The sequence below is a fragment of the Nocardiopsis coralliicola genome (assembly GCF_054779695.1).
On sequence record NZ_BAAGXT010000022.1, the window covers coordinates 36,768 to 52,060 of the forward strand.

Consider the following 15,293-nt stretch of genomic DNA (forward strand, 5'->3'; position numbering starts at 1 on the left):
CCGGCACCCGGAGCTCCGTAGCGTCGCGGCATGACTCCACGCATCCGGCGCGCCGCGGCCACGCTGGGCTTGACGGGGGCGGCGCTGCTGTCCCCGGTCCTCCTTCCGGCGCCGACCGAGGCCGCGGCACCGCTGGAGTACGACCTGGACCGCGCGGTGATCGCCGACGACCCGGCCGGCGGGCGCATCGCCGAAGCCGTCGGGGACCTGCGCGGCGCGGAGCACGTCGCGATCGTGGTGCCCGGTTCCGGGCAGGACCGGTCGACGTTCCGCGCCGATCCGGAGTCGCCCGGCACCGTGCCGCTGGACAACGCCCGCGACCTCTACACCGCGATGCGGGCCCACTCCCCCGACGTCGCCGTCATCGCCTGGCTCGGCTACCGGCCGCCGTCCCATCCCGGCCCCTATGCGCTGCGGCCGGACGCGGCCCGCGCGGGCGCCGGCGACCTCGCGCGGCTGTCCGCCCTGCTGCCGGCCGGTGTGCACACCACCCTGGTCTGCCACAGCTACGGGGCGGCCACCTGCGGCGCGGCGGCGCGGAGTCCGGGTACAGCCGACGACCTCGTCTCGCTCGCCGGGATCGGGCTGGACGCCGGCTCGGCCGCGGACCTGCACACGCGCGTCTGGGCCACCCGCACCGCCGACGACTGGACGCGGAACGTCCCCGGGTTCTCGGTCGGCGCGCTCGGCCTGGGCACCGACCCCGTGCAGCCCGGCTTCGGCGCCCGGACCTTCACCGACAGCGGCATCAGCGGCCACGGCGAGTACTACACGCCGGGCAGCGCAACGCTGGCGTCCACCGCCGCCATCGCGGTGCGGGGCGGCGGGGCGCAGCTGCCGGACCGCTGACCCGGCGCCGGGCCGACCCGTCCCGGCACCGGCTCTTCTGGGCCCCTCCGCGGCGGCGCGTTCCGGCCGCCGCGGGGTAGGAAGGCACGCATCGACGGCTTTTTCGGAGTCCAGGATCGAGCCCCCCATGCACGAGCCGCCCGAGCTTCCGAAACGCATCCGCGACCACATCCGCAGCACCGCACCGGAGCGGTTCCCGCTCCGCGTGTACGACCTCGGCCTCCTCAACCGCCGCATGCGGGAGCTGCGCGCCGCGCTCCCCGCCCCGTTCGCCGCGGTGCTCCCGCTGGACGACCCGCCGCCCGGGGCCGCCGCGGTCCTGGCGGAGCATGCCGACGGGTTCGACACGGCCGCGTCGGACGCGCTGGCCGCCGCGCGCCATGCGGCACCGCACCTGCCCGCCGTGCTCCGCGGCCCGGGCAAGACCGAGGGCGAGCTGGCGCACGCGGTCGAACTGGCCCGCGACGGCAGCTCCGGCGGGGTGCTGGTCCTCGCCGACGGCCCCGATGAGCTGCGCGTCCTCCAGCACTGCGCGCGCCGGGCGGGCGCCGAGGTCGACGTGCTGCTCGGCGCCGACCGGGCGGGCGGCGCCGGGATGGACGACGCGGCGCTCGTCGCCTGCGGCGAGGTGCTGCGGCACAGCACGCACCTGCGCGCCCGCGGCTTCGCGGCGCGGACCGACGCGGCGGAGCCCGTCTCGCCCCTGGAGTCGCTGCGTCCGTGGGCGTCGCTGCTGGGCGTGGCCGACCCCCTCTTCCTGCTGTACCGGGACGCCTCCCCTGCCGCGCCGCCCTGGCCGGACCCGATGCCGCCCGCGGTCCCGGGCGAGCGGGTGGCCCTGGTACCGCCGGCGGCGCCGGAGGTGTCCGGCGGCTGGTTCGCCGCGCCGGTCCTGGACGTGCAGCACCGGAACGGGCGCGGGCGCGCCCTGATCGAGGCCGGCCCGGAGCCGGCGCCGGGCGCGGGGTTCGCCGTGGTGCCCCTGGACGGCGCCTGGCGGTGGCCCTGGCCGCGCCCGGAGCTGGCGGCCGAGCCGGTCGCAGTGGCGGCCCGCCGGTCCGGCGGGGAGCGGCCGCTGTTCCCGGTCCGCCCGGTGCCCCGGATGCGCGTGGGCGACGTGGTCGCCTACCCGCTGGCCGCCGGCCCGTCCCACCGCCCGCCCGCCGCGGAGGTGCACTGCCTCCCCGCGGAGCCCCGGGGCTGACCCGCTTCCGCCACCGGCGGGTCCGGCGCCTGCGCGGGCCGGGCCTCCTCCGGTCAGTCTCCGGGCGGGGGGACGCGCTGGAGCAGCGCGGCGAGGCCGTCGGCGTCGAGCAGGTCGGTGGGGCGCACGGTGCGGTCGGCCCGCACGTAGTGGAAGGCGGCGCCGACCCGCTCCAGGGGCACGCCGGCCAGTTCCGACCAGGCGAAGCGGTAGGCGGCGAGCTGCACGGCGACCGCGGACCGCTCCCGCGCGCCGTCCGGCGGGCGGCCGGTCTTCCAGTCGACGACGTCGTAGCGGTCCTCGGCGGGATCGTGGAAGACGGCGTCCATCCGCCCCCGTACGAGCCGGTCGCCGATGAGCGTCTCGAACGGCACCTCGACGTCCAGCGGGGTGCGCGCCGCCCACGCGCTCTCTTCGAAGCGGCGGCGCAGCTCGTCCAGGTCCTCGTCGCCGCCCGCGGAGTCGTCGGCGGCGCCGGGCAGTTCGTCCGGGCCGAGCAGGCTCTGCTGGCCGTGCCGCTGCTCCAGCCAGGTGTGGAACGCGGTGCCGCGGCGGGTGTGCGGCGCGGGCGGGCGCGGCAGGGGCCGGCGGATGCGCTGCGCCAGCACGGCGGGGTCCTGGGCGAGCGTGACCAGCGACGAGACGCTGAGGTGGTCGGGCAGCTCGACGGGGATCGGCCCGGACGGCTCCTCGCCGGAGCCCTGGGCGAGCAGGAGCTCGGTGTCGCGGGACCAGCCGTCGAGGCGGCGGCGCATCGACGCGGGCAGCGCCGAGCGGTCCAGCGCCGCCAGCCAGGCGCCGCCCTCGTCGCGGGCCCGGCGCACCAGTTCGGCGGCGTCGGCGAGGGGGCCGCTCTGCTCAGGGCCGGCCGCCGGAGGGCCGTCACCGCCGCCGTGCTCCCCGCCCGCCTCCGGGCCGCTCCCGTCCGCGCTGCCGGGTTCGCCGCCGGATCGCGGCTCGGCTGCTGCGAGATCGCCCGGTGCGGGCCACTGCACCGGTTCGGCACCGGAGGTCTGCGGATTGGCCGCGCCGTCCTCGGGCGGCGGCGCCCACGGGCCGACCCGGCCGGCGCCGGCCGCGCAGACCTCCCGGACCTCCTCCAGGAACGGCGAGGGTCCGCGCACCGTGCCGCTGTCGCGCCCCCACCAGTGGCCGCTGCAGACCAGCGCGAACGAGGCGCGGGTGAAGGCGACGTAGGCGAGCCGGCGCTCCTCCAGGAGGTGCCGATCGGCGTCGGCGTCGAGGAACTCCTGCACCGAGGCGGTGTCGACGTCGGCGAGCTGCGGCAGGCCCGCGCGGTCGCCGCGCAGCGGGAACGGGATCTGCTGGGCGTGCCGCACCCAGCCGCCGGCGGTGCGCGGGCTGGTCGGGAAGACCGAGGACCGGCCGCCCTGGCCGGCCAGGCCCGGCACGACGACCAGCGGCCACTCCAGGCCCTTGGCGGCGTGCACCGTCATGAGCTTCACGCTGTCACCGGAGCCGACCCGCTCGCCGGGCGCGAGGCCGCGCTCGGCGTCCTCGGCCGAGCGGAGGTAGCCGAGGAACGCGCCGAGCGTGGGGTCCTCGCTGCTGCCGGCGAAGCGCACGGCGGCGTCCACGAACGCGTCCAGGTCGGCGCGGGCGGTCAGCGGGTCCCGGCCGGGGCGCGCGGCGACCTCCACGTCGAGGCCGAGCACCCGCTCGATCTCGCCGATCAGGTCGGGCAGCGGCTGCGCGGCGAGTTTGCGCAGACCGCGCAGGTCGGCGGCGAGCAGGCAGAGCCGCTCATAGCCGGCCGCGGAGTAGCGCTCGGCGGAGCCCGGGTCGTCGAGCGCGTCGACGAGGCTGCCGCTCTCCGCGGTCAGGTCGAGCACGGTGGTGCGCAGCAGGTCGTCGGCGTCGGGTGCGGTGCCGCCGTCGGCCGCCGCAGCCTCCGATTCGGCCGCCGGCGGCTGCCGGGCGGGGCCGCGCAGGTCGCGGCGGGAGGCGGCGACCAGCTCGGCGGCGCGCTCGCCGAGGGCCACCAGGTCGCGCGGGCCGAGCCGGATCCGCGCCCCGGTGAGCAGCCGGGCCAGCTCGTTGCCGGCCGACGGGTCGTGCACCACCCGCAGCGCCGCTATGACGTCGCGCACCTCGGGCACCGTCATCAGCCCGCCCAGGCCCACCACCTCCACCGGGATGCCGCGCTGCTCCAGCGCCTCGCGAACCGGCGCGAACTGGGCGCGCTTGCGGCAGAGCACCGCAACGCCGCCGGGGGTGAGCGGCCCCTGGCCCGCGGGCCAGACGGCCCCGTCCGGCGCCTCGTCCGAGCGGGCCTGCAGGGCCGCGTGCACGGTTGCGGCGATCCACTCGGCCTCCTCGGTCTCGGTGTCCAGCAGCGCGCACGCGACGGCGCCGCGGCCGCGCTGGACCGGACCGGGGTGCAGGACCGGCACGTCGGCGCCCCCGGCGCGCAGCGGCGCCGAGGCGCGCGTGGCCAGGTCGAGGATGCGCTGGCCGTTGCGGAAGCTGGTGGAGAGCATCCGCACCGGTGCCGGGCGGCCCGGCGCCTCGGGGAAGTCGGTGCGGAACGTGCGCAGTCCGCCGGCGCTCGCGCCGCGCCATCCGTAGATCGACTGGCAGGGGTCGCCGACGGCGGTCACCGGGTGGCCGTCGCCGAACAGCGCGCGCAGCAGCACCAGCTGGGCGTGGCTGGTGTCCTGGTACTCGTCGAGCAGCACCACCCGGTAGCGGCCGCGCTCGGTGAGCCCGACCTCGCGGTGGCGTTCGGCGAGCCGCGCGGCGAGCGCCACCTGGTCGCCGAAGTCCATCGCCTCACGGGCGCGCTTGGCCGCGGCGTAGCGCTCCACCAGCGGCAGCAGCTGCTCGCGGGTGCGCTGGGCGGCGACCAGCGCGCCGGTGGCGCGCTTGGTCTGCTGCCGGCGCGGCACCGCGGCGGTGCGCTCCTCGATCCACCGGCCGATACCGCGCACGTCGTCAGGGTCGCGCAGGTGGTCGGCGAGGTCGCCGGAGAGGGCGAGGACGCGCTCCACCACGCTCTGCGGAGACAGGTCGACGGCGTCCATCGGGCCGTCGTAGGAGTCGGTGATCTCCGCGGCGAGCTGCCAGGACTGGCCCGGGCTGAGCAGCCGCGCATCCGGCTCGACCGCTTCGCGCAGGGCGTGGTCGCCGACGAGCCGGGCGGCGTAGGCGTTGTAGGTGGCGACCTCCGGCTCGCCGTCCAGGAGCTCGGCGCAAACCTGCTCGGCCTCCCCGAGCTGGCCCAGCCGGGTGCGGACGCGGTCGGCGAGCTCGGCGGCGGCCTTGCGGGTGAAGGTGAGGCCCAGCACCTGCTCGGGGCGGACGTGTCCGTTGGCGACGAGCCACACCACGCGGGCCGCCATCGTCTCGCTCTTGCCGGATCCGGCGCCGGCCACCACGACCGACGGGCCCAGCGGCGCCGCGATCACCTCGGCCTGCTCGGCGGTGGGCTCCGGGCGGCCCAGCAGCCGGGCGATCTCGAAGGGGCTGAGCGGGCGCCCGGCGGGCACAGCACCGGCGCTGCCGGCAGATCCGCTGGCGGTCACAGGCGTCTCCCTTCGTCGTGGGCGGGGCAGCTGGAGCGGACGGGGCAGGCGCCGCACCGGTCGTTGCGGGTCGCCGAGAAGCGCGCGCCCGCCATCCCCTCCGCGGTCTCCAGGACCAGGCGGGCGGCCCACTGCGGGTCGGGGTCCTCGCCGAGCGCGGGCTGCACCTGCTCCTTGGCGGTCTTGCCGCTGCCGACCTGGACCAGCGCCGCCCCGCCGGGCTCGGTCAGCCCGAGCCGGGCGAACGCGCCCTGCAGCACCGCGAGCTGGTAGACGCCGAGCTGCGGCAGCCGGCCGAGGTCGGCCGCCGGCGGCTTGGTGCTGCCGGTCTTGATGTCGACGACCACGCCGCGCCCGTCGGCGTCGCGCTCCAGGCGGTCCACCCGGCCGGTGATCTGCACGCCGCCGACCTCCACCCGGAAGCCCTCCTCGGTGACCGCGAGCTCGCGCGGATCGGCGGCGTGCCAGTCCATCAGGCGGCGGACCATGGCGTCGGTCCTCTCCCGCTGGCGCCGCGCGTACCAGGGACCGCCGAAGTCCATCTCCGACCAGATCTCGTCGAGCCGCCGGTCGATCTCGTCCCTGCCGAGGCCCTCGGCGACCAGGACGGCCACCGCGTGCACCACGCTGCCCAGTGCCGTGGCGGTCTCCGCACCGGTGGCGCCGGCGCCCTTCTCCAGCAGCCAGCGGAACCGGCAGGTGGCGAACGCCTCCACCTGGGAGGGCGAGACGCGGATGCCGGTGCCGTCGGCGGAGAGCGGCCGGCCGTCGGAGAGCGGTGTGAGGGCGTGCCAGTCGGCCGGATCTGCGCCGCGGTGCCCCTCCGCGGCGAGCCGGGCGAGGTGCGCTGCTGCGCCGCGGCGCAGCGGCTCGGGCCGGGACGGGTCGGCGGCCACCGAGCGCAGGTCGGCGATGAGCGCGGGCACGGAGAGCCAGCGCCGCCCGGTGCCGACCGGCTCCGGTTCCACGCCGAGCTCGGTGAGGAAGCGGGACGGCCGCTCCTCGCTCTCCTCCCCGCCGACGGCGGTCACCACCAGCCGGCTGCGGGCGCGGGTGGCGGCCACGTAGAACAGCCGCCGCTCCTCGTCGAGCAGCCGGGAGGCGACGGCGGCGCCGGAGGCGGGCGCATCGGCGGCGAACCCGGTGGTGGCGTCGACGAGCTCTTCGACGCCGAGCAGTGAACCGCGCAGCCGCAGGTCGGGCCAGTCGCCCTCCTGCACGCCGGCGACCACGGTGAGGTCCCACTCCAGTCCTTTGGAGCGGTGTGCGGTGAGGATGCGGACCGCTTCGCCCTCGGGCGCGCGCTCGGCGAGGGAGTCGCCGGGGATCTCCTGCGCCTCGAGGTCGTCCAGGAAGCCGCCGGGGGTGCCGGGCGGCAGCCGGTCGCAGTAGCGGGCGGCGCTCTCGAAGAGGGCGACGGCGGAGTCGAGGTCGCGATCGGCGGCAGCGCCCCGCCGCCCGCCGGCCTGGCTGGCGCGGAGCAGCCGGTCGCCGAGTCCGGACTCCTTCCACACCGCCCACAGGACGTCTTCGGCGGTGCCGCCGCCGGCTGCGGTGTCGGAGACCAGCCGGAGCAGCTTCGCGATCCGGTGCGCCGGCGCGGCAACGGCCGGGTCGACCAGGGTGAGTTCGCGCGGGTCCCGCAGCGCATCCGCAATGAGCACCGCCGACGGCCGCGGCCGCACGGGCCCGGACCGCCCTCCGGCGGGCTGCCCGGCGTCCGCTGCGGCGCCGGGGCCTCCTCCGGGCGGCGCCTCCCGGGCAGTGTCTCCGCCCTCCCCGCGGGATCCGCCATCGGCGGCCGCGGCGGCCTCGCCCGCGGCGCTCCGGCCGCCTTCCGCCGCCGCGCGCGGATCGGCGGCAGCCGGTGCCTCCGGCGCGGCCGGGTCCGCACCCGGTCCGGCGGCGGCCCCCTCGGCGGAGCCGTCGGACGGCGGGCCGGCGCGGCCGTCCCGGTCGGCGAAGGTGTCCAGCTCGAGGCGGCGCAGGGCGCGGCCGAGGCGGCGCAGGAGCACGGTGTCGGCGTCGCCGAACGGGGAGACCAGGAGCTCGTGCGCGGTGTCGGGGTCCAGCCGGTCCGGGTCCAGGCCGCAGTGCACGATCGAGAGCAGCGGCCGCACCAGCGGCTCCGCGGCGAGCGGCAGCTCGTCGCCGCCGACGGCCACCGGAACCCGGGCGGCGGTCAGCGCCCTGCGCAGCACCGGAAGCCGTCCGGTGGTGGAGCGCACCAGCACCGCCATCCGCGACCACGGCAGCCCGTCCACCAGGTGGGCGCGGCGGAGCACGTCGGCGACGACCGCCGCCTCCTGGGTGGGGCTCTCCGCGGTGAGCACCCGCACCTCGCCCTCCGGCGCTCCCTCGGCGGGCGCGAGGTCGCGGTGGGCGTTCACCGGCCCCCCGTCCGGCGACGGCGCGGCGGGCAGCCGCCGGGCCACGCCGCGCGAGGCGCGCAGCAGGGCGGCACCGCTCCGGCGGCAGGTCTGCAGGGCGACCACGGGCGCGGGCGCGCCGGCGGCGCCGGTGAAGCGCTCGGGGAAGGCGAGGATGCCCCGCACGTCGGCGCCGCGGAAGCCGTAGACGGACTGGTCCGGGTCGCCGACCGCGACCAGGTCCCGCCCATCGCCGGCGAGCGCGCGCAGCAGCCGCTCCTGCGCGGGGTCGGTGTCCTGGTACTCGTCCACGAACACGGTCTCCCGAGCGGCACGCTCGCGGGCGAGCACCTCCGGGTCGGCGAGCAGGTTGGCGGCGATGCGGACCAGCTCTGCGTAGTCGAGGGTGGGGACCGGCGCGACGTCGAACCGCCCGGTGTAGCGGGCCAGGAATCCGCCGGCCGCCGCCCAGTCGCTGCGGCCGCGCTCGGCGCCGAGCCGGGCCAGGTCCGCCGGGCCCAGGCCGCGCTCCTGGGCGCGCATGCAGAAGTCGCGGAGCTCCTCGGCGAAGCCGCGGGTGCCCAGCGCGGGCTGGAGCTTCTCCGGCCAGCCGGCGGCACCGTCGAGCTCCTCGCCTGCGAGCAGTTCGCGCACCTCCATCAGCTGCTCGGGACCGGAGAGCAGTCGCGGAGCGAGGTCGCCGCGGCGCTGGAACTCGCGCCGGATCAGCGCGTAGGCGTAGCTGTGGAAGGTCAGCGCGAGGGGTTCGCGCGTGGTGCGGCGCAGCCGCGCGGTGATGCGGTGCCGCAGCTCCTCGGCGGCCTTGCGGCTGAAGGTGAGCACGAGCACCGACGACGGGTCGGCGCCGCGGTTCTCGATCCGGTCGACGACCGCCTCGACGATCGTGGTGGTCTTGCCCGTACCCGGCCCGGCGAGCACCAGGAGCGGCCCGCCCTTGTGCTCGACCACGCGCCGCTGCGCGGGGTCCAGCACGGGCGGCGGCGCCGCGCGGTGCGCACGCCGCACAAGGCGGTACGGGGATGGGCTCACCCCGCCTAGTTCACCACACCCTCACCCGCACCGCTGCCATCCGCGTCGAACATGTGTACGCGATCACATCGGGGCAAACCTGCCTGCAGCCGGGCCGCCGCCGGCATCGGCCTCGTCCCAGCGCGCGGCGGCCATGTCGACGCGGGACGTGCGCGCACGGAGCGGGGTGGCCTCTTCGGCGTAGCGGGCCAGGGCCTCGGCCTCGAGTCCCTGGGGCGGGGACCCGTCGGCGCGCAGGACCCGCCACCACGGCACCGCCCCGCCCCACTGCGCCATCACGGTGCCCACTTGGCGCGGCCCGCCCTCGGCCAGGATCGCGGCGATGTCGCCGTAGGCCAGGACGCGGCCCGGCGGGATGCGTTCGACGAGGTCGAGCACGCGCTCGGCGTACTCGGAGGGGAGGGCGTCACGCAGCGGCATGCCCCGATCCTAGGGCGTACCAGTGGCAGGGCCCCGCGGTGCCGGACCGTCCGCAGCCCGCTCCGGCTCCGCGGTCCGGGCGCACCGCAGCCCGGCCGGCGGCGGGGCGGGGCCGCCGGCGCGCCCGATCGGCCGGTCGGAACCGGTCAGTGGGCGGCGAGACGCCCGCCGGGCGCTCCCGGCGCTCTGCGGGCGAGCTGCACGACCCCCGCCAGCGCGGCGAGCATGGCCGCACCGCCGAGGATCCAGCCGGTCCAGGCCGCGGCCGGCGGAAGCGCCATCATCCACGGCGCAAGGAAGGCCAGCGCTCCGAAGGCGAACACGAAGCCTTCGCCGGCCATCATCTGCGGGCGGGTGATGGACATGATCGACGCGAGGACGATCAGCATCCCCGCGAGGAAGAGGAACGCGCCTCCGGCCCCGCCGGTGCCGTGCCAGACCCAGCCGATCACGAGCAGGACCCCGGCGGCCAGCGCCACCCAGTCCGTCCAGCGCCCCTTGGTGTTCATGAGGGCACCTCATCTCCTCAGGCACACATCCTCCGGCGCTCGGCGCCGGCACCCGGAGACCTACCCGCGTGCGGTGCACCGCACGCGGCCGCGCCCCGCCGGCGCCGGGCCCGGACGCGCCAGCCGCCCCGGAAACACCTGCGGCCGCCGCGGCGGATGCCGCGGCGGCCGTCGCAGGCCGGCGCCCCATGCGCCGGGGCGCGCCCGCTCAGTACTCCGGCAGGCTCGGGTCGATCTGGTTGATCCAGGCGAGGACGCCGCCCCCGACGTGCACCGCGTCGGCGAAGCCCGCGCCCTTCAGCGCGGCGAGCGCCTCGGCCGAGCGGGCACCGGACTTGCAGTGCAGGACGACCGGCTTGTCCTGCGGCAGCTTGGCGAACGCCTCCCCGTTCAGGAACTCGCCCTTGGGGATGAGCACGGAGCCCGGGATGCTGACGATCTCGTACTCGTTCTTCTCCCGGACGTCGACGAGCTGGAAGTCGTCGCCGCGGTCCATCATCTCCTTGAGCTCGGTCGCGGTGATGGTGGAGCCGGCGGCCGCGTCCTGGGCCTCATCCGACACCGTCCCGCAGAACGCCTCGTAGTCGATGAGTTCGGTGATGGTGGGGTTCTTCCCGCACAGCGGGCACTCCGGGTCCTTGCGGACCTTGAGCGACCGGTAGTTCATCTCCAGCGCGTCGTAGGTCATCAGCCGGCCGACGATCGGGTCGCCGAACCCGGCGATGAGCTTGATCGCCTCGTTGACCTGGATCGACCCGATGGAGGCGCAGAGCACGCCGAGCACGCCGCCCTCGGCGCAGGAGGGCACCATGCCGGGCGGCGGGGGCTCGGGGTAGAGGCACCGGTAGCAGGGGCCGTGGTCGGCCCAGAAGACCGACGCCTGGCCGTCGAAGCGGTAGATCGAGCCCCACACGTACGGCTTGCCGAGCAGCACGCAGGCGTCGTTGACCAGGTAGCGGGTCGCGAAGTTGTCGGTGCCGTCGACGACGAGGTCGTAGGGCTCGAAGATGCGGAACGCGTTGTCGGAGTCGAGGCGCTCCTCGTGCAGCACGACCTCGGTGTTGGGGTTGGCCTCCTTGATGGAGTCGCGCGCGGACTCCGCCTTGGAGCGGCCCACATCGCTCTGCCCGTGGATGATCTGGCGCTGCAGGTTCGACTCGTCGACCACGTCGAAGTCGATGATGCCGAGCGTGCCCACGCCGGCGGCGGCCAGATACAGCAGCGCCGGCGACCCGAGGCCGCCCGCGCCGACCACGAGCACCTTGGCGTTCTTCAGGCGCTTCTGGCCGTCCATGCCCACGTCGGGGATGATCAGGTGGCGGGAGTAGCGGCGCACCTCGTCGACGGTCAGCTCGTCAGCTGGCTCGACCAGCGGCGGCAGCGACACAGTGGCTCCTCAATCGGTGATTCGTCGGCGCCGCGCCCCGGACGGCCCGGGAAGGGGGCGGGGCGGGTGGCGCGCTTGTCCTCTATACCCAACCTACGGGGTGGGGTTTGCATTCCCGCACGCGGGACGTGTGCTGTGCGATCGGGCACTCAGGACTCCGCGGCACCCTCCGCCCCGCCGCCGGCCTGGGCCTCCTGCCCGGCGGCCGAATCGGCGCGGGCGAGGAACGGTCGGACTTCGCGAAGGACGGCGCGCGGCCGCTCCATCATGGCGACGTGGCCGGTATCCCGCAGCAGGACGACGCGGTTGTCCGGGAAGGTCCGCGCGGCGCGGCGGGCGGACCGCGGGTCGATGAAGCGGTCGCCGGCGGAGTAGAGCAGCAGGGTCGGCACGGCGACGCGGGCGGCCTGGCGCCACAGCGACCGCGGGCCGCGGCGGAAGTACTCGCCGACGAGGCCGCGGAGCGTGTCCAGCACCGAATCGGCGGCCCAGGTGTGCGCGTCGCGCTCGCGCTCGGCCTCCAGAGCCTCGCGCACCCGCTGGGCCGGGGCGGAGGCGGGGTCGTGGAAGGTCGCGTCGAGCATGTCCTGCACCCGCACCTCGGCGGGCCTGCGCTGGATCCGCCGGTAGGCGGCCGGCCCGATCCCCGGGACCAGGGCGCCGGCCATCTGGTACGGCACCAGGCGGGGGCGCAGGTCGGGCAGGGCCGGAGCGATCAGGACGAGCGAGCGCACCAGCTCGGGCCGCTCGGCCGCCAGCCTTACCGCGACGCTGCCGCCCAGCGAGTTGCCGACGAGGTGCACCGGCGCGTCGGCGCGGTCGATGAGGCCGGCCGCCGCGGCGACGGCGGCGTCCACGGTGTGGTCGCCGTCGTCCGGCGGCGGCGACTTGCCGAACCCGGGGAAGTCGAACGCCTCGCCGCGGTAGTCCCGGCCCAGGTCGCCCATCAGGTCGGTCCAGTTGGTCGAGGAGCCGTTGAGGCCATGCAGGTAGAGGATGCGCCGGCCGCCCTGCGGGCCGTCGGTGCGCAGGAAGATCCGGCGCCCGCCGGCATCGACGTAGTCGCCCGGCCACAGGTCGACGGGTTCCTCCATGCCGCCCCTCTCACCGTTTCCTTCCGCTGTGCAGTCGCACCGTCGCGCGGCGCTGCGCTGCCTCGTTCCCGAACTCTACGCAGTGGGCCCCGGGGAACCGCGGACCGCACCCGCCCGACTCCCCCTCGCCGCCGGTCCCGGACCGGCGGCGGTCGTGCCCGCCGGGTGGCGGAGCGCCGAGCGGGTAGCGTTGGAGTGCAGGTTTCCGCGATTCCAGGGGGTCACCGTGAACACCGAGCGCGACCAGCAGGATCCGCGGTCCGGTAGCGCCGAGGACGCCCTCGGCGCCGCGGACGAGGAGACCCTGGAGGACGGGTTCTCCGGTTCGGAGGGCGACCGCGCCGAAGAGCGTCCGGTCGTCGAGGAACCCGGCGCGTGGACGCCCGATCAGGACCTGGGCAAGCGCGACGACGTACCGGAGGGCGACGCCGTGGAGCAGCGGCTCGAGGTCGGCGGCGAGGACGAGGAGTACCGCTAGACCGGCTGGTCCGGCAGTGCGCGGCACCGCTGCCGCCGGCGCAGCGCCGCCGAACCGGCGGCAGCGGCATCGCGACTGCGCTGGTCGGAGCTCCGCCGCCGGGCCGGCCGCAGACCTACCCGGCCGGCCGGATCGCACGGTGGTGCAGGTGGCGGGGTACACATGGGCACCACCGCGCGCGGATCCGCAACCTACGTCCGAGTAAGATGGGCGTGGCGCTGCGCACCCGGCCCCTCGCCCGGCGCACCGCCAACCGTGATCGCCACGACCAGCGGCCCCCCGTGCCGCACCAGTTCGGAGGGTGTGGGTGTGACAGCTCCTTCAGACGCCCGGCCGCGCGGCACCCGGCTGCCCCGGAACGCGCGCCGGCGGCAACTGCTCGCCGCCGCGCAGGAGGTGTTCGTCGCCCAGGGGTACCACCAGGCGGCGATGGACGAGATCGCCGAGCGCGCCGGCGTCAGCAAGCCCGTCCTCTACCAGCACTTCCCCGGCAAGCTGGAGCTCTACCTGGCCCTGCTCGAACAGCACTCGGCGGCGCTGGTGGAAAAGCAGCGCGCCGCGCTGGAGAGCACGAGCGACAACCGCGAGCGCGTCGCCGCCAGCTTCCAGGCGTTCTTCGAGTTCGTCGCCGGCGACGGCGAGGCCTTCCGGCTGGTCTTCGAGTCCGACCTGCGCAACCTGCCGGCGGTCCGGGACAAGCTCGACGAGACGCTGGACCGCTGCGCTGCGCTGATCAGCGAGGTCATCCGGCAGGACACCAGCATCTCCGCCGACGAGGCGCACCTGCTCAGCGTCGGCCTGGTGGGGCTGGCCGAGACCAGCGCCCGCTACTGGATCGGCAACGAGGGGACCATCCCCAAGGAGACCGCGGAGCGGCTCGTCGCCCGGCTGGCCTGGCGCGGCCTGGCCGGCTGGGACCTCACCCGGCCCGCGGGCGAGTAGCCCGCCGCCCGCCTCCGCCCCGCAGTCCCGGCACTGTGCGCCGCCGGCAGCACGCCGGCGGCGCGCGCCGCTCCCGCCCAGCGCCACGCTGCCCCGCCGCCCGGTGGTTCCGGTCCCTTGTGGAGCACCTCCCGGCGCGCCCCGAGCGCCCGGACCGCCGGCGCCCGAAGCCCGGGGGGCGTCCCGCCGGCCCCGCGTCCGTGCTGCTCCACCGGCGCAGCGCCGCCCCGTCTCCGACCGGCGTTCCGGCTGCTCTCCGTGTCCACCGGCTACGCTCCGACGATTCGGCCTCACCGATAACGGGTAATCGCCGTGGTGAAGAACGCGTTTTTTCGTTTCGGGTCGTCGGGCGAATCCGGGGGTTCCTCCCCCGGATACCGCGGGGCGCCATCGGGGGTGAAACGACTATGGACATCGGTCAGGGCTTGACGACGGCGTGGGCCGCCGTCGCTTCCTTCGTACCGAGGCTCGCCGCCTTCCTTGTCATCCTGATCATCGGCTGGTTCGTCGCGCTGTGGCTCGGCCGCCTCGTCGGCAAGGGACTGGCGCGCTTGGGGCTGGACCGCGGGCTGGACCGATCGGGGGTCGGTGAGTACTTTCAGCGCAGCCGCTGGAGCGCCAGCGAACTCTGCGGGAAGATCATCTACTACGCGGGTGTGCTGATCACGCTGCAGCTGGCGTTCAGCGTCTTCGGGCCGACGAACCCGATCACCCAACTGCTCAACGAGGTCGTGGCCTGGATTCCGCAGGCCGTGGTGGCCCTGGTCATTGTCGTCGTCGCCGGCATCCTGGCGAAGGCCGCGAAGGACGTCATCTCCGGTGCGATGGGCGGGCTCTCCTACGGGCGGTTCGTCGCCAACGTCGCCGGCGTGGCCATCCTGGCACTCGGCATCATCGCGGCGCTGAACCAGATCGGCGTCGCCACGACCGTCACCCAGCCGGTCCTCATCGCGACCCTGGCGACCGTCGGCGGCGTCATCGTCGTCGGCGTCGGCGGCGGCCTGATCCGCCCGATGCAGGAGCGGTGGGGCCGGTGGCTCGACAGCGCCGAGCGGGAGACCTCGCGGGTGCAGGGCTCCGGCCAGGACGGTGCGGGCTACGCGGCCGGCCGCCAGGACGCCATGTCTGGCACCGGCGCCCAGTCGGGCTCCGGGCAGCAGGCGGAGCGCGAAGAGGCACGACAGGGCACCGGCGCGGGTCCGGGCATGCAGTCCCCGGAGCACGGCGGCGAGCACCGCCGGCCGCAGTCGCCCTGACCCGGGCGCGGTAGCGCAGCCGCCGGGGTGACCCGGCAACCGCGCAGCATCGCAGTGCAGCACAGAGGGGCGGGGCCCGTCCGGGCCCCGCCCCTCCTGCATGCCGTGCGCCTGCGCTGTCCAGGGCGTGTCGGGTGGATGGCGTTCGTCGCGAGCGGCGTCGGCGGTGCACCCGCCGCACGGCCGACGA

11 protein-coding genes are annotated in these 15,293 nt (G+C 76.3%); 5 read left to right on the top strand and 6 right to left on the bottom strand.

The window, feature by feature from the left end; translation table 11 throughout:
• Positions 1-30 precede the first annotated feature (30 nt).
• Both ACYVGT_RS16385 and ACYVGT_RS16390 read left to right on the top strand, forming a co-directional pair.
• Complete coding sequence (locus ACYVGT_RS16385) at positions 31-849, top strand: alpha/beta hydrolase (protein ID WP_460859128.1); 819 nt, start codon at positions 31-33, stop codon at positions 847-849.
• A 127-nt stretch (positions 850-976) separates the two neighbouring features.
• Positions 977-2,053 (top strand): type III PLP-dependent enzyme domain-containing protein, encoded by a 1,077-nt coding sequence (locus ACYVGT_RS16390; RefSeq protein ID WP_460859130.1) that lies wholly within the window; start codon positions 977-979, stop codon positions 2,051-2,053.
• A 53-nt stretch (positions 2,054-2,106) separates the two neighbouring features.
• On the opposite strand, the gene ACYVGT_RS16395 is transcribed toward ACYVGT_RS16390, so the two are convergent.
• The 6 genes from ACYVGT_RS16395 to ACYVGT_RS16420 all read right to left on the bottom strand — a co-directional run bounded on the left by ACYVGT_RS16395 (position 2,107) and on the right by ACYVGT_RS16420 (position 12,427).
• On the bottom strand, positions 2,107-5,598 hold the full coding sequence (locus ACYVGT_RS16395) for a UvrD-helicase domain-containing protein (RefSeq protein WP_460859132.1): 3,492 nt from the start codon (positions 5,596-5,598) through the stop codon (positions 2,107-2,109).
• The gene (locus ACYVGT_RS16400) at positions 5,595-8,993 is read right to left on the bottom strand and encodes an ATP-dependent helicase (protein ID WP_460859224.1); all 3,399 of its coding nucleotides are present in this window, start codon (positions 8,991-8,993) and stop codon (positions 5,595-5,597) included. The genes ACYVGT_RS16395 and ACYVGT_RS16400 overlap by 4 nt, the downstream gene beginning before the upstream one ends.
• 87 nt (positions 8,994-9,080) lie before the next feature.
• The gene (locus ACYVGT_RS16405) at positions 9,081-9,437 is read right to left on the bottom strand and encodes an MGMT family protein (RefSeq protein WP_460859134.1); all 357 of its coding nucleotides are present in this window, start codon (positions 9,435-9,437) and stop codon (positions 9,081-9,083) included.
• Between the two features lie 146 nt (positions 9,438-9,583).
• Positions 9,584-9,946, bottom strand: a complete 363-nt coding sequence (locus tag ACYVGT_RS16410) for a hypothetical protein (protein WP_460859136.1) — start codon at positions 9,944-9,946, stop codon at positions 9,584-9,586.
• Positions 9,947-10,154: 208 nt separating this feature from the next.
• Positions 10,155-11,333, bottom strand: a complete 1,179-nt coding sequence (moeZ, locus tag ACYVGT_RS16415; RefSeq protein WP_460859138.1) for an adenylyltransferase/sulfurtransferase MoeZ — start codon at positions 11,331-11,333, stop codon at positions 10,155-10,157.
• A 149-nt stretch (positions 11,334-11,482) separates the two neighbouring features.
• Complete coding sequence (locus ACYVGT_RS16420) at positions 11,483-12,427, bottom strand: alpha/beta fold hydrolase (protein WP_460859140.1); 945 nt, start codon at positions 12,425-12,427, stop codon at positions 11,483-11,485.
• 226 nt (positions 12,428-12,653) lie between these two features.
• On the opposite strand from ACYVGT_RS16420, the gene ACYVGT_RS16425 reads away from it, so the two are divergent.
• The 3 genes from ACYVGT_RS16425 (at position 12,654) to ACYVGT_RS16435 (ending at position 15,103) form a co-directional block, all read left to right on the top strand.
• On the top strand, positions 12,654-12,905 hold the full coding sequence (locus ACYVGT_RS16425) for a hypothetical protein (protein WP_460859142.1): 252 nt from the start codon (positions 12,654-12,656) through the stop codon (positions 12,903-12,905).
• 309 nt (positions 12,906-13,214) lie between these two features.
• Positions 13,215-13,847 carry a TetR/AcrR family transcriptional regulator gene (locus ACYVGT_RS16430; RefSeq protein ID WP_460859144.1) on the top strand — a complete coding sequence of 211 codons (633 nt, stop codon included), beginning with the start codon at positions 13,215-13,217 and terminating at the stop codon, positions 13,845-13,847.
• A 407-nt stretch (positions 13,848-14,254) separates the two neighbouring features.
• Complete coding sequence (locus tag ACYVGT_RS16435) at positions 14,255-15,103, top strand: mechanosensitive ion channel family protein (protein WP_460859147.1); 849 nt, start codon at positions 14,255-14,257, stop codon at positions 15,101-15,103.
• Positions 15,104-15,293 lie beyond the last annotated feature (190 nt).

Bases quoted from the DNA above. Each gene is read 5' to 3' on its own strand.
- ACYVGT_RS16390 (WP_460859130.1), top strand. From the start codon at position 977: ATGCACGAGCCGCCCGAGCTTCCGAAACGCATCCGCGACCACATCCGC.
- ACYVGT_RS16405 (WP_460859134.1), bottom strand. From the start codon at position 9,437: ATGCCGCTGCGTGACGCCCTCCCCTCCGAGTACGCCGAGCGCGTGCTC.
- ACYVGT_RS16420 (WP_460859140.1), bottom strand. From the start codon at position 12,427: ATGGAGGAACCCGTCGACCTGTGGCCGGGCGACTACGTCGATGCCGGC.
- ACYVGT_RS16385 (WP_460859128.1), top strand. From the start codon at position 31: ATGACTCCACGCATCCGGCGCGCCGCGGCCACGCTGGGCTTGACGGGG.
- ACYVGT_RS16435 (WP_460859147.1), top strand. From the start codon at position 14,255: ATGGACATCGGTCAGGGCTTGACGACGGCGTGGGCCGCCGTCGCTTCC.
- ACYVGT_RS16410 (WP_460859136.1), bottom strand. From the start codon at position 9,946: ATGAACACCAAGGGGCGCTGGACGGACTGGGTGGCGCTGGCCGCCGGG.